The organism is Hyphomicrobiales bacterium, assembly GCA_016710435.1.
Lineage (GTDB): Bacteria > Pseudomonadota > Alphaproteobacteria > Rhizobiales > Aestuariivirgaceae > Aestuariivirga.
In genome coordinates this window covers 2,974,172-2,987,140 of record JADJVV010000001.1, presented here as the reverse complement: position 1 = coordinate 2,987,140, position 12,969 = coordinate 2,974,172, and the positions used below count along the sequence as shown (strand labels likewise).

General features: G+C 63.7%; 13 protein-coding genes and 1 pseudogene. 11 read left to right on the top strand and 3 right to left on the bottom strand.

Annotated elements, in window-relative coordinates; genetic code table 11:
* The first annotated feature begins 16 nt into the window (after positions 1–16).
* The 11 genes and pseudogenes from IPM06_14560 to hspQ all read left to right on the top strand — a co-directional run bounded on the left by IPM06_14560 (position 17) and on the right by hspQ (position 10,875).
* Positions 17–1,936 (top strand): SurA N-terminal domain-containing protein, encoded by a 1,920-nt coding sequence (locus IPM06_14560; protein ID MBK8771643.1) that lies wholly within the window; start codon positions 17–19, stop codon positions 1,934–1,936.
* Positions 1,937–1,955: 19 nt separating this feature from the next.
* Complete coding sequence (locus tag IPM06_14555) at positions 1,956–3,473, top strand: anthranilate synthase component I (protein MBK8771642.1); 1,518 nt, start codon at positions 1,956–1,958, stop codon at positions 3,471–3,473.
* Positions 3,470–4,060, top strand: a complete 591-nt coding sequence (locus IPM06_14550; protein ID MBK8771641.1) for an aminodeoxychorismate/anthranilate synthase component II — start codon at positions 3,470–3,472, stop codon at positions 4,058–4,060. The genes IPM06_14555 and IPM06_14550 overlap by 4 nt, the downstream gene beginning before the upstream one ends.
* The gene (trpD, locus tag IPM06_14545; protein MBK8771640.1) at positions 4,057–5,070 is read left to right on the top strand and encodes an anthranilate phosphoribosyltransferase; all 1,014 of its coding nucleotides are present in this window, start codon (positions 4,057–4,059) and stop codon (positions 5,068–5,070) included. Before IPM06_14550 ends, trpD begins: the two co-directional genes overlap by 4 nt.
* On the top strand, positions 5,070–5,870 hold the full coding sequence (trpC, locus tag IPM06_14540) for an indole-3-glycerol phosphate synthase TrpC (GenBank protein ID MBK8771639.1): 801 nt from the start codon (positions 5,070–5,072) through the stop codon (positions 5,868–5,870). Before trpD ends, trpC begins: the two co-directional genes overlap by 1 nt.
* Positions 5,870–6,340 carry a cyclic pyranopterin monophosphate synthase MoaC gene (gene moaC / locus IPM06_14535; protein MBK8771638.1) on the top strand — a complete coding sequence of 157 codons (471 nt, stop codon included), beginning with the start codon at positions 5,870–5,872 and terminating at the stop codon, positions 6,338–6,340. The genes trpC and moaC overlap by 1 nt, the downstream gene beginning before the upstream one ends.
* Before the next feature lie 3 nt (positions 6,341–6,343).
* Positions 6,344–7,545: pseudogene (locus IPM06_14530) on the top strand (molybdopterin molybdotransferase MoeA).
* Between the two features lie 120 nt (positions 7,546–7,665).
* The gene (gene lexA / locus IPM06_14525) at positions 7,666–8,385 is read left to right on the top strand and encodes a transcriptional repressor LexA (protein ID MBK8771637.1); all 720 of its coding nucleotides are present in this window, start codon (positions 7,666–7,668) and stop codon (positions 8,383–8,385) included.
* A 273-nt stretch (positions 8,386–8,658) separates the two neighbouring features.
* Complete coding sequence (locus tag IPM06_14520) at positions 8,659–9,267, top strand: glutathione S-transferase family protein (protein MBK8771636.1); 609 nt, start codon at positions 8,659–8,661, stop codon at positions 9,265–9,267.
* An 8-nt stretch (positions 9,268–9,275) separates the two neighbouring features.
* The gene (locus tag IPM06_14515; GenBank protein ID MBK8771635.1) at positions 9,276–10,460 is read left to right on the top strand and encodes an FAD-dependent monooxygenase; all 1,185 of its coding nucleotides are present in this window, start codon (positions 9,276–9,278) and stop codon (positions 10,458–10,460) included.
* 79 nt (positions 10,461–10,539) lie between these two features.
* Positions 10,540–10,875 (top strand): heat shock protein HspQ, encoded by a 336-nt coding sequence (gene hspQ / locus IPM06_14510; GenBank protein MBK8771634.1) that lies wholly within the window; start codon positions 10,540–10,542, stop codon positions 10,873–10,875.
* Between the two features lie 3 nt (positions 10,876–10,878).
* Here the strand turns inward: hspQ and IPM06_14505 are convergent, their stop codons facing one another.
* The 3 genes from IPM06_14505 to secF are packed head-to-tail and all read right to left on the bottom strand — an operon-like array spanning position 10,879 to position 12,969.
* Positions 10,879–11,640: a squalene/phytoene synthase family protein gene (locus tag IPM06_14505; protein ID MBK8771633.1), complete on the bottom strand. Its 762-nt coding sequence runs from the start codon at positions 11,638–11,640 to the stop codon at positions 10,879–10,881.
* The gene (locus IPM06_14500) at positions 11,633–12,034 is read right to left on the bottom strand and encodes a hypothetical protein (protein ID MBK8771632.1); all 402 of its coding nucleotides are present in this window, start codon (positions 12,032–12,034) and stop codon (positions 11,633–11,635) included. The genes IPM06_14505 and IPM06_14500 overlap by 8 nt, the downstream gene beginning before the upstream one ends.
* Complete coding sequence (secF, locus tag IPM06_14495; GenBank protein MBK8771631.1) at positions 12,031–12,969, bottom strand: protein translocase subunit SecF; 939 nt, start codon at positions 12,967–12,969, stop codon at positions 12,031–12,033. The genes IPM06_14500 and secF overlap by 4 nt, the downstream gene beginning before the upstream one ends.

Here is a 12,969-nt window from a genome sequence, read left to right as displayed (position 1 = left end):
GAAGGACTGGAAGACGATGCTTGAGACGTTCCGCAACGCTGCCCAAAGCTGGGTGGCCAAGGTACTGATGGCCTTCCTCGTGGCGAGCTTCGCCATCTGGGGCATCAAGGACGTGGGCAATGGCGTGGGCGAAAGTTTCGCGCGCTGGACAGGTTTCGGCCCGCAGGACCTCGTCAAGATCGGCGATGTGGTCGTTTCGAGCGAGCAGTTCCGCCGCGACCTCAACAATGACCTGCAGCGGCTCGCGGCCCAGACCGGCAATGCGCTGACACTGGATGACGCCCGCAAGTTCGGCATCGACCGCCAGGTGCTGGACCGTATCATCGACACAGCCGTCACCGACGCCAAGGCCGAGGACCTGAAGCTCGCCGTCTCGAATGAGTCGATCGTAGCCGACGTGGCCGCCAACAAGACCTTCCAGGACAGCAAGGGCAATTTCGATCCGGGCCGCTTCCGCCAATTGCTGCAGCAGAACGGCCTCGATGAAGCGCGCTTCCTGATGACGGAGCGGCAGAACCGCCTGCGCCGCACCATCACCGATGTGGGCAACACCGGGTTGGTGCTGCCCCGCACGCTCACCGAAGCCATGTCGCGCTATCGCGATGAGACACGGGACGCGCGCTATTTCTCCTTCACTGTGAGCGAGGCTGATGTGCCCCCGCCCACGGATGCCGACCTCAAGAAGCAGTATGAGACAACGCCCGCCGCCTACACGGCGCCCGAGTTCCGCAGCATCGCCGCCATCAAGGTGGAGCCCGCCGACGTGGCGGCCAAACTGACGATCAGCGAGGAAGAAGTGACCGCCGCTTTCGACCGCTACAAGCAGGACTACTTCACGCCCGAAAGGCGCACGGTGCTGCAATTGTCGTTCCCTGATGTGGCCAAGGCCGAAGCGGCCAAGAAGCGTCTGGATGCAGGCGAAGACTTCATGAAGCTCGCCACCGAGGCTGGCGCCAAGGAGAGCGACGTGACCTTCGCCGACCGCACGAAGGCCGACTTCCTCGACGCCAAGATTGCGGACGCGGCCTTCAGCCTTGCCGAGGGCGCCGTGAGTGCACCTGTGTCGGGTGATCTCACCACCGCCCTCCTCAAGGTGACGAAAGTCACGCCCGAGGTGCAGAAGACTCTGGGCGACGTGCGAGACGAACTGGTGAAGCGCCTGCAGCTTGAAAAAGCCAAGGAAGAAATCCAGTCGATCTACGACGCGGTGGAAGATGCCCGGGCGCAGCAGACGAAGTTCGAGGACATTGCCTCCAAGGCCGGCATTCCTTTCACGCTGGCCGCTGCCGTGAATGCCGCAGGAGTGGACCGTGACGGCAAGGACGTGGCGCTTCCCGCCAAGGCCGAACTGCTCAAGGCCGCCTTCGCAAGTGACGTCGGTGTGGAGAACGACGCGCTTTCGCTGCAGGACGGCTATGTCTGGTACGAAGTGCGCGAGGTGATTCCCTCTGCCCTGAAGCCGCTCGACGAGGTGAAGGAGCAGGTGAAGAAGGACTACGTCGCGGGCAAGCTTCGTGACCTCGCCGCCGAGAAGGCAAAAGCCATCGTCGCCAAGGCAGGCTCGGCCACCAAGATCGATACGCTGGCGACGGAAGCCAACGCGGAGATCAAGACCGTCATCAACATAAAGCGCAACGATGTGTCCGAAACCTTCGACGGCATGGCGGCGCTGGCCCTGTTCGCCGCGCCTGCCAACAGCCTGACATGGTCGCTTGAGGGCGATGGCAAGACGGCCCGCATCATCGAGGTCAGCAAGGTCAACACGCCACCGTTCAACGCCGCCAGCAATGAGACGAAGGCGCTCGCCGACGATCTCAAGCTGGGCATGGGCGAAGATGCCCTGGCCGCCTTCATGAAGGCGGCACGCACGGGCGTCTCGGTCAGCATCAACGAACCGTTGTGGGACAACATCCGCGGCAACGCGGCCCAGCAGTAGAAGCAGGTCGCCCCGTGCCATGATCGTCTCCCCCGAATACGACCATTTTGCCCAGGCCTATGAACGGGGCGAGAACCAGATCGTCTCCACGCGTCTGGTGGCGGACCTGGAAACGCCCGTCTCGGCCATGCTCAAGCTGGGCCGCAACGCGCGCTACTCGTTCCTGCTTGAATCGGTGGAAGGCGGATCCGTGCGCGGGCGCTATTCCATCATCGGCCTCAACCCCGATGTCATCTGGAAGGCCCGCGGCGACAAGGCTTTCATCAACCGCAAGGCGCTGACCGATCCCAACGGGTCTTTCGAAGAACAGTCGCTGGAGCCCCTGGCCTCGCTTCGGACACTCAATGCGGAAAGCCAGATCAGGCTGCCCGAAGATGCCCCGCCCATGGCGGCGGGCGTGTTCGGCTATCTCGGCTATGATTCCGTCCGGCTGATGGAGCATCTCCCCGACACGCCACAGGATGTGCTGGGGCTGCCCGACGGCATCATGATCCGCCCCACCGTCATGGCGATCTTCGACAGCGTGAAGGATGAGGTCACCGTCACGGCACCCGTTTATGTGTCGAAGGGACTCTCTCCCCGTGCGGCCTATGCCCGGGCCACCGAGCGGCTCTCAGAGGTCGTCGATGCGCTGGACCGGCCGCTCGACATGCAGTTGCGCGACAACGACGCACCGCCGATGAAGCCGCAAGTCTCCAACACGACGCCCGAAGAATACAAGGCGATGGTACTCAAGGCGAAGGAATACATCGCGGCGGGCGACATCTTCCAGGTGGTGCTGTCGCAGCGCTTCGAAACGGAATTCACGCTGCCGCCCTTTTCGCTCTATCGCAGCTTGCGGCGCGTCAATCCCTCACCGTTCCTCGTCTACCTCAACTTCGACAGCTTCGCCGTGGTCTGCTCGTCGCCGGAGATTCTGGTACGGGTGCGTGATGGCAAGGTGACGATCCGGCCCATTGCCGGCACCCGCCCCCGCGGCGCAACGCCCACCCGCGACAGGGAACTCGCCGCCGAATTGCTGGCGGACCCGAAGGAACTGGCCGAGCACCTGATGCTGCTGGACCTTGGCCGCAACGATGTGGGCCGCGTTGCAGACATCGGTTCCATCAGGGTGACGGACAAGTTCATCCTCGAATACTACAGCCAGGTGATGCACATCGTCTCCAACGTCGAAGGACGGCTGGGCAAGAACCATGACGTGATCGACGCGCTGGTTGCCGGATTTCCGGCGGGCACGGTGTCGGGTGCGCCAAAAGTGCGTGCCATGGAAATCATCGACGAACTGGAAAAGCACAAGCGCGGCGTTTACGCCGGCTGCGTGGGCTATTTCTCCGCGGATGGCGAGATGGACACCTGCATTGTGCTGCGCACGGCGATCGTCAAGGACGGCAGGATGTATGTGCAGGCGGGTGCAGGCGTTGTGGCGGATTCCATTCCGGAGAACGAACACCAGGAGTGCGTGAACAAGGCCAAGGCCCTGTTCCGCGCCGCTGAAGAGGCCGTGCGCTTTGCAGGCCGTGCCGGGAGGGGACAATGATCATCCTCATCGACAACTACGACAGCTTCACCTGGAACCTCTATCATTTCCTCGGCGACCTCGGGGCAGAGACGGTGGTTCACCGCAATGACAAGATCAGTGTGGGCCAGGTAATGTCGGCGCGGCCCGAAGCCATCGTCATTTCACCCGGACCCGGCACGCCTTCGCAGGCGGGCATCATCATCGACCTCATCAAGGCCGCGTCAGGCAACATTCCGGTGTTCGGCGTGTGTCTGGGCCTGCAGGCCATCGGCGAAGCCTTCGGCGGTGACGTGGTGCGCGCGCCCTCGCAGATGCACGGCAAACTTTCCAAGGTGCATCACGCCGACAAGGGTGTGTTCAAGGGCCTGCCACAGGATTTTGATGCCACGCGCTATCATTCGCTCGTTGTCGATAAGGCAACCCTGCCTGCCGACCTCGAGATCACGGCGGAGACCGACGGCATCATCATGGGGCTGCAGCACAAGAGCAAGAATGTGCATGGCGTGCAGTTCCACCCCGAGAGCATCGCCTCGCAGCACGGTCATGACATCCTCCGCAATTTCCTCGACATGGCGCGTGTGAGCCGAAGCGGTGGCGCGTCATGAGCGAGTTGAAGCCCCTCCTCGCCAAGGTGGCCGACGGCACGCCGCTGACGCGTGCAGAAGCCCGCATAGCCTTCAACGTGCTCATGTCCGGCGAGGCCACGCCTTCGCAGATCGCCGGCCTGCTGATGGCGCTGCGGGTGCGTGGCGAGACGGTGGATGAAATCACCGGTGCTGTGGAAGTGATGCGCGAGAAGATGCTGCGCGTCGACGCGCCCGCCCATGCCATCGACATCGTCGGAACGGGCGGTGACGCGTCGGGGTCGTACAACATCTCCACCTGCGCGGCCTTCGTGGCGGCGGGTGCAGGCCTTACCGTTGCCAAGCATGGCAACCGCGCGCTCTCCTCCAAGTCCGGCTCGGCCGACGTGCTGATGGCGCTGGGGGTGAAACTGGATACGGGGCCGGAGAAGATCAGCGCCTGCATCCGGGAAGCAGGCGTCGGCTTCATGTTCGCGCCGCAGCATCATTCCTCCATGAAGCATGTGGGCCCGACGCGGGTGGAACTGGGCACGCGGACGATCTTCAACCTCCTCGGCCCCCTGTCCAATCCGGCGGGGGTGAAGCGTCAAGTTACTGGCGTTTTTTCAAAGGCTTGGGTGGAGCCGCTCGCGCAGGTTCTGAAGAACCTCGGAAGCGAGGCCTCCTGGATCTGCCATGGCGAAGGCGGCATGGACGAAATTGTCCCCTCAGGCACCACCCTGATTTCCGAATTGAAGGGCGGCGTGGTGCGCACGTTTGAAATCACGCCGGAGGCGGCGGGTGTGACCCGCAGCACGTTTGAAGACCTCAAGGGTGGCGATGCCCAGCACAATGCGGAGGCACTCCGCCACGTGCTCTCGGGCAAGCCCTCCGCCTTTGCCGATGCCGCCGTGCTTACCACGGCCGCCGCCCTGATCGTGGCGGGCAAGGCGGCGGACCTCACGTCCGGCGTTGCCGTAGCGCGGGAGTCGCTGGCCTCGGGTTCTGCCGCCAAGGCATTGGCGCGCCTCGTCGAGGTTTCGAACGACTGATGGCCACCATCCTTGACAAGATTGCCGCCTACAAGCGCGAGGAAGTGGCCGCCGCCAAGGCCGCACGGCCCTTCGAAGCCGTGGAAGCAGAGGCGCAGGCGCAGGGCGGCGTGCGTGGCTTTATGCAAGCCCTGCGTGCCAAGCATGCGCGGGGCGACTGGGCGCTGATTGCCGAGATCAAGAAGGCATCTCCCTCAAAGGGCCTGATCCGGCCGGACTTCGATCCGCCATCGCTGGCGCGGGATTACGAGGCGGGCGGTGCTGCCTGTCTTTCGGTGCTGACCGACACGCCGAGCTTTCAGGGCGCGCCAGCGTTCCTGGGTGGGGCGCGGGCTGCCTGCACACTTCCTGCCTTGCGCAAGGATTTCATGCTCGATGTTTACCAGGTGGCCGAAGCGCGCGCCCTGGGGGCGGACTGCATCCTCCTCATCATGGCGATGATCGGGGACAGTCTCGCCGCGGAACTTGAAGCCGCAGCGCAGGCGTTCGGCATGGATGTGCTGATTGAGGTGCACGACGAGGCCGAACTGGAGCGGGCGCTGAAGCTTTCCTCGCCGATGATCGGTGTCAACAACCGCAATCTCCACACCTTCGAGGTGACGCTGAAGACGACCGAACGCCTTGCGCCCCTCATTCCGCCGGACCGTATGATCGTAGCGGAGAGCGGGTTGTTTGCGCCACCTGATCTTGCACGGCTGGAGAAGGTTGGGGCGCGGACATTCCTGATCGGCGAGAGCCTGATGCGCCAGGACGATGTTGCCGCGGCGACTCGCACCATCCTGTCACGCGGGGGGCTGTAATGGCGAAGCTCAGCCACCTTGATGACAAGGGCCAGGCACACATGGTGGACGTGTCTGCCAAGGATGTGACGGTGCGCAGCGCCACAGCGCGGGCCCGCGTGCTGGCCGATGCGGCGACCATTGCGCTCATCACCTCCGGCAGCGCCAAAAAAGGCGACGTGCTGGCCACGGCGCGTATCGCCGGCATCATGGCAGCGAAGAAGACGAGCGACCTCATTCCCCTGTGCCACCCTTTGATGATCAGCAAGGTGAACGTGGATTTCTTCATTGATACCAATTACATAGACGTGGAAGCAACCGTGAAGGTTGAAGGCAAGACGGGTGTCGAGATGGAAGCCCTGACGGCCTGTTCCGTGGCCTGCCTGACAATTTACGATATGCTCAAAGCCGTGGACCGGGGGATGCGCATCACTGACATGCGGCTTGCGGAAAAGACGGGTGGCAAGTCCGGCACCTTCCGGGCGGAGTGAGAGATGGCGCTTCTTCCCGTCGCAGACGCCCTCGCCAGAATCCTTGAAGGCGTGACGCCACTCCCGGCGGAAACGATTGCGCTTGGCGCTGGTGCGGGCCGCGTGCTGGCGGGCCCCGTGACGGCGGGGCGGGACCAGCCGCCCTTCGCGGCCTCGGCCATGGATGGCTATGGGCTGCACCATGCCGACCTCGGCACCCTGCCCGCCACGTTGCGCATCGCCGGCATCTCAGCCGCGGGGCATGGCTATCGCAAGATGGTGAAGCGCGGCGAGGCCGTGCGCATTCTCACCGGTGCGCCGCTGCCCCCGGTGCCGATACCGTCATCATCCAGGAAAACACCAGCCGCGCCGGCGACAGCCTGACGGTGCACTACGGCGCGGACAAGGGCCGGAACATCCGGCGCGCCGCATTGGATTTTGGCCGGGGTGACACGCTTCTGCACGTGGGGCAGCGGCTCCGCCCCCGCGACATCGGACTTGCTGCCGCTGCCAACGCGGGGAAAATCCGTGTGCGGAGGAAACCGCACATCATCCTGTTCGCCACGGGCGATGAACTGGTGCAACCCGGAGAGCGCGCCAGGCCGGACCAGATCTATTCCTCCAATTCCCATGCGCTTGCCGCCATGGCCGAAGCGTTGGGCGCGCGGGTGACAAATCTCGGCATTGTTCCGGACACGCTTGCCGCCACGAAGGCTGCCGTGCGCAAGGGCATGAAGGGTGACATCCTGCTGACCACCGGGGGCGCTTCGGTCGGCGACCACGACTATGTGCAGGCGGCGTTCAAGGCCTGCGGGATTCGCATCGGCTTCTGGAAGATCGCCATGCGGCCGGGAAAACCATTCATGCATGGCCGCAAGGGCAAGCTGCACGTCATGGGGTTGCCCGGAAATCCGGTCTCGGCCCTGGTGACGGCACGGCTCTTCCTCAAGCCCCTGATCGACGCGCTGCAGGGATTGCCCCCCGAGGGCGAAGCGCCACGCGCGATCCTGACCGCACCGCTGCATGCCAACGACGACCGGCAGGATTACATCCGCGCCACGCTCACCTGCGCTCCGGACGGACGGCGTAGCGTGACGCCGTTCTCCATCCAGGATTCGTCGATGCAGCGGTCGATGCAATCCGCCCACTGCCTCATCATCCGGACGGCCCATGCCGCTGCGGCGGCGGCGGGGGATGACGTTCCCATTCTGCTGCTCGATTTCTAGCGCTTTTCGCCCAGACTTCGCCAAATCCGGCTCAGAACGCAAACAGTTTGCGAACAGGTGCGGAACATGGTACTTATGTTGCGGAAATGTTCCGAATCTGCCTGACCTGGAGGGCGCAAAATGCTCACCCGCAAACAACTTGAGCTTCTTTTGTTCATCAACGAGCGCATGAAGGAAGAAGGGGTTCCCCCGTCCTTCGAGGAAATGAAGGAGGCGCTCGACCTGCAATCCAAGTCTGGTGTTCACCGCCTCATCGTGGCGCTGGAGGAGCGCGGCTTCATTCGCCGCATGCCGAACCGGGCCCGCGCGCTGGAAGTGCTCAAGCTGCCGGATGCCTTCAATCCTGCCGTTGCCAAGAAGGGCACGTTCAAGCCCAATGTCATTGATGGAACGCTGGGCAAGGTGCGTACCCTGCCTTCCGCCAACGACCGCCAACCTGCCCCAGCGGCGGCCAATGCCAATGTGGTCGTGCCGATGATGGGCCGGATCGCGGCCGGTGTTCCCATTGCCGCCATCCAGGATCATTCCGCCAACATCCCGATCCCGCCCGACATGCTGGGCAATGGCGAGCACTATGCGCTCGAGGTCAAGGGTGACTCCATGATCGATGCCGGCATTTTTGACGGTGATACGGTTTTGATCCGCAAGGGCGAAACGGCCATGAACGGCGATATCGTGGTCGCTCTCGTGGATGATGAGGAAGCCACGTTGAAGCGCCTGCGCAAGAAGGGCGATTCCGTGGCGCTGGAAGCGGCCAATCCCGCCTATGAGACCCGCATCTTCGGACCGGACCGGGTGCGCGTGCAAGGCAAGCTCGTGGGACTGCTGCGAAAGTACTGAAACGCGGCGTTCCACGTCGGGGTTCTGATATCCACAGCCGTGTTCTCCTGACGCTTCACGTTGCGGTTGCGATCGTGTGACTTCATGCCGGGCGTCATTGCGGCCTCCCATCATGGCACCCAGAATGGTGGCAATCCCAGTGGGGCGATGCTTAGTGGGTCCCTGACGTCTGCAGCTACGTAACGGGTGCGGTCCTGCATTTTTCTTTGACAAGGGCCAAGGGCTGACCTTCAATTCAGGGGAAGCGCAACTCCAGCATGATGGCGATTACGAATGAAGATCTACGGCGACATCAACTCCCCGTTTGTGCGCATGTGCCTTGTGACGGCGCATGAGGCGGGCCTCAAGGACAAGGTCGAATACGTCAAGACCAGCGTGAAACCGCAGGAGGTGAACGCGGACCTGCGGCGGCTCTCCCCCATCGCGAAGGTACCGGTGCTTGAGACGGACCACGGTGCAGGAATTCATGATAGCCGCGTGATCATGGAATACCTTGTGCATGTGAGTGGGCGCACCGAACTCTTGCCGCATGAGGGTGTGAAGCGGTTCCGCATCCTGACCCTGCAGGCGACGGCGCAAGGTGCCGCGGACGCTGCCGTGAGCCTCCGCTATGAGCAGGCGGTGCGGCCTGAAGACAAGCGCTGGCCAGAATTCCACGACCGCCAGCGGCAGCGCGTGCTCGACACTCTCGCCGACCTGGAGCAGAACTGGCCGGACACGCTGGCTGCTGTGACAGTGGGCAGCATCTGCACGGCCTGCATGCTGGGCTATGTTGATTTCCGCCACGGCGCGCTGGCGTGGCGCACACATTTTCCAAGGCTCGCCGAATTCGAGGCGCGCTTTGCACCGCGCGACAGCATGAAGGCCTGGGCGCTGGCCTGAGGGAAGACATGAGTGAAGAACTGACTGCGCGTGTGATTGTTGTCGGCGGAGGCCCTGCCGGTCTCGCCGCCGCCACGCTCTCGGCCCGGGAGGGCATTCCCACGCTGCTCATCGCGCCTGAGGCGGGACCGGACCCGCGCACCGTGGCGCTGATGGAACCCTCGCTGCGCCTGCTGAACCGCATCGGTGTGTGGCCCGGTTCGCTCTCGTTCGTATCCTCGCCCCTTCTCCATCTCGACATCATCGATGACATGGGCAACCTCGTCAGTGCGCCGCGGCTCACCTTCTCCGCCGCCGAGGTAGGGCTGGAGGCTTTCGGCTGGAACATCCCGCTGGGGGCGCTCACTGTCGAACTCCGCAACGCGGCGCAGCAGGCGGGCGTGGAGATCATCGCCGATACCGTGACCGCGGCCGAGAACCTCGGAGCCGTGGCCGCCGTCGATACGGCTTCCGGCGCGCGCTACTACGGCGAGGTGCTGATTGCGGCGGATGGCATCGAGTCGCTGCTGCGCAAGGCTGCCGGCATCAATGTGGACCGCTGGGCGTTCGACCAGTCCGCTCTTGTCACGACATTCCAGCATTCAGGTCCCCATCACGGTGTCTCGACCGAGCGGCACCGGCCGGGCGGTGCCTTCACCACCGTGCCGCTGCCGGGCAATGCCTCCAGCCTCGTATGGATGGGCGCTCCGCAAATCATTGAAAGCCTCCTGTTCCGAACGGGGCAGGAACTCGCCATGGAAATCCAGTTGGTGACGCGGGGCACGCTCGGGCTTATCAGTGGTGTGACGCCACCCAAGGCGTTTCCCATGCGGGGCTTGCGCGCCCGGCAGTTCGCGGCGAACCGCACGATGCTCACGGGCGAAACGGCCCATGCCTTCCCGCCTGTCGGGGCACAGGGTCTCAACATGTCATTGCGCGACGTTGGCCACGCAATCGATGTGGTGCTGGGCCACGATGATGCCGGCTCGGGGGCCGCGATGACCGAATATCACGCCCGCCGCACCCGCGACGTGACCGAACGGCAGGCCATCATCTCAGCCATGAACACATCCATGCTGGCGGAATTCCTGCCGCTGGACCTGATGCGTGTCGGTGCACTGTCGATGATCTCGGCCTTCCCGCCGCTGCGGCAACTGGTGATGCGCCAAGGCCTTGCGCCCTCCAGCAACCTGCCCTACGCCATGCGCGGATAGCGCCGCCGGTTCCCCGGCCACAATGCGTTTCACTTTTGTGCCTCTTGCCATCCCGCGGCGTCCTTGGCAATCAGGGCGCATGGAACTCCCGACGGCAAAGTTCGGAATTGGACAGATCGTCAAGCATCGCCTCTTTGATTTTCGTGGCGTCATCTTCGACGTGGATCCGACCTTCAACAACACTGAGGAATGGTACAACGCCATTCCGGTGGACGCGCGGCCGCGCAAGGACCAGCCCTTCTATCACCTGTTGGCCGAGAACGAAGATTCGGAATACGTGGCTTATGTGTCCGAGCAGAATCTGCAGGCCGACGAGACGCAGGTTCCGGTGCGTCACCCGCAGGTTCAGGATTATTTCCAGAGCTACGACAAGTCGCGCGGCCTCTATCGCCTGCGGGATAGCCGCGCCAACTGATTTCTAGATCATCTCCGACCGCGCCGAGCGCCAGATACGCCATTGGCGGCGCCATTGCGGAACGTCGCGACGTCCGGCCCGGGCTGCATCACGGTAGAGCGGCGTGACCGCTGCGGGCAGGAAGGCGGGCAGCAATTGCTTCGGCACGTCCCTCAATGCCGTGCGCGCCTCTTCGAAACGCGCGGTGGCAAGCGCCAGCATGTCGTCGCGGTTTTTCCCCGGCGGCTGCCAGCGTTCGCTGTGGGGCGAGAGAGCAAGCGCGCGTGCGAGACCGAGTGCCACGCCGGCGAACCCTGCCGCGCTGGCAGCCTTCGGAGCGGCCGTCTGATCTATCACCATGCACGACAGTTGAATGAGCGCCGATTGCGTTTCGCCGAAATAGGCCTCCACGCTTGCGACATCCGGCATCACGTCGGCGTAGAGATCGAAGCGCCGGGCCTCCACCATGGCGCTCAAGGGTACCAGTGGAAGCGCGCTGGTGGCCACGGTCTCCGCCATGGCCTGCGCCACCGGATGCGAGCCGCCCTCCCCGCTCTCCATCGCTGCCAGCGTATCGGCCCACCATTGCAGGCGAATTTCACCGATGGGTGACTCGCTCACCAGTGAGGGTATGCGCGCCAGTTCCGTGGCGAAAGCCGCCAGCGCGAAGAGTGGCGGTTGCAGCACCTCCGGGGCGAAAAGCAGCGCAAGATAGTTGTCCTTGTCCCCGAGGCGCACGGTTTCGCGGCAAGCGGCGAAAGCATCCTGTGGGGCGGGATCAGGCATTGGCTTCACCCACGGCGAGGAGCACTGCGGCGACGCGGCGGCGCTCGGCCACAACGACATTGTAGACATGCACGGCCGACGACGTCGCCATCACCTCAAACGCGATGCCCCAGCCTTTCAGCAGCACCTCCACGGCGGGCGGCAAGCGCTGCAAGGTCTGGCCCGTTCCGATGATGAGGAAATCAATGTCCTGCCGCTCGGCATTCACCGCAGCGAAATCCTCCGCCGAAATGTCAGCCGTGAGGACGGGACGCCAGGCGCGCATGCCACTGGGCAATACCATCAGCGCGCCCTGGTGGGACATGCCGGCGAAGCGGAAGCCGCCCGCGCCGAATTGTTCGATCGGCGCGACCTGCGGCAGGAATTTGCCGGCGTTCTCCGCCGCCCCGGTCACGGCCGCGCGCTGGCGGCCTGCTTTGCCACGTCAGTGGTCCAGTCGCGCTTGGAGCCGAGCAGGATCATCACGGGCGAGGCCACGAAGATCGACGAATAGGTGCCGACCACGACACCCCAGATCATCGTAAAGGTGAAGTTGGAGAGCACTTCGCCGCCGAACGTGTAGAGCGCGATCAGGGCAAGCATGGTGGTGACGGAGGTGAGGATCGTGCGCGGCAGCACCGAGTTCATGGAGAAGTCGATGAGGTCGGCCAGACCCATGGCCTTGTACTTGCGCAGATACTCGCGGATGCGGTCGAACACCACGACGGTGTCGTTCAGCGAATAGCCGATGATCGTGAGAATGGCGGCGATGGTGGAGAGGTTGAACTCGATGCGCAGCAAGCAGAAGAGCCCGATGGTCAGCAGCACGTCGTGGAGCAGCGAGACCACGGCGCCGACGGCGAATTGCCATTCGAAGCGCAGCCACACATAACCGAGGATGAACAGGATGGCGACGACCACGGCGAGGATGCCCTGCTGGGTGAGTTCGCCCGAGACCTTGGGGCCGACCGAGTCGACCGAGAGGTATTCGATGCCGCTGCCCAATCCGGCCTTCAGTTGTTCCACGGCGTCATGCTGGGCCTTGTCGCCGCCTTCCACGATGGGGAGGCGGATCAGGATGTCGCCCTGGGCGCCGAAGTTCTGCAACTCCGCGCCCTGGAAGCCGAGTTCCTCCACTTTGGTGCGCAAGGTGTTGATTTCGGTGGCGGCCGGCGGGCGCACGATCACGTTCGTGCCGCCTTTGAAATCGACGCCGAAGTTCAGCCCGACGAAGATGAAGAGCAGCACCGAGGCGAGGCAGAGAAGTCCGGACACAAAGAAGCCGAAGCGGCTGAGCCGCATGAAGTGGATCTTGGTGTCGTCGGGGATGAAACGGATTGGTCTGTACAT

What these genes read in the sequence shown, in the direction of transcription:
- IPM06_14560 (MBK8771643.1), top strand. Translation starts at nt 17, where the DNA reads ATGCTTGAGACGTTCCGCAACGCTGCCCAAAGCTGGGTGGCCAAGGTA.
- IPM06_14555 (MBK8771642.1), top strand. Translation starts at nt 1,956, where the DNA reads ATGATCGTCTCCCCCGAATACGACCATTTTGCCCAGGCCTATGAACGG.
- IPM06_14550 (MBK8771641.1), top strand. Translation starts at nt 3,470, where the DNA reads ATGATCATCCTCATCGACAACTACGACAGCTTCACCTGGAACCTCTAT.
- trpD (MBK8771640.1), top strand. Translation starts at nt 4,057, where the DNA reads ATGAGCGAGTTGAAGCCCCTCCTCGCCAAGGTGGCCGACGGCACGCCG.
- trpC (MBK8771639.1), top strand. Translation starts at nt 5,070, where the DNA reads ATGGCCACCATCCTTGACAAGATTGCCGCCTACAAGCGCGAGGAAGTG.
- moaC (MBK8771638.1), top strand. Translation starts at nt 5,870, where the DNA reads ATGGCGAAGCTCAGCCACCTTGATGACAAGGGCCAGGCACACATGGTG.
- lexA (MBK8771637.1), top strand. Translation starts at nt 7,666, where the DNA reads ATGCTCACCCGCAAACAACTTGAGCTTCTTTTGTTCATCAACGAGCGC.
- IPM06_14520 (MBK8771636.1), top strand. Translation starts at nt 8,659, where the DNA reads ATGAAGATCTACGGCGACATCAACTCCCCGTTTGTGCGCATGTGCCTT.
- IPM06_14515 (MBK8771635.1), top strand. Translation starts at nt 9,276, where the DNA reads ATGAGTGAAGAACTGACTGCGCGTGTGATTGTTGTCGGCGGAGGCCCT.
- hspQ (MBK8771634.1), top strand. Translation starts at nt 10,540, where the DNA reads ATGGAACTCCCGACGGCAAAGTTCGGAATTGGACAGATCGTCAAGCAT.
- IPM06_14505 (MBK8771633.1), bottom strand. Translation starts at nt 11,640, where the DNA reads ATGCCTGATCCCGCCCCACAGGATGCTTTCGCCGCTTGCCGCGAAACC.
- secF (MBK8771631.1), bottom strand. Translation starts at nt 12,969, where the DNA reads ATGTACAGACCAATCCGTTTCATCCCCGACGACACCAAGATCCACTTC.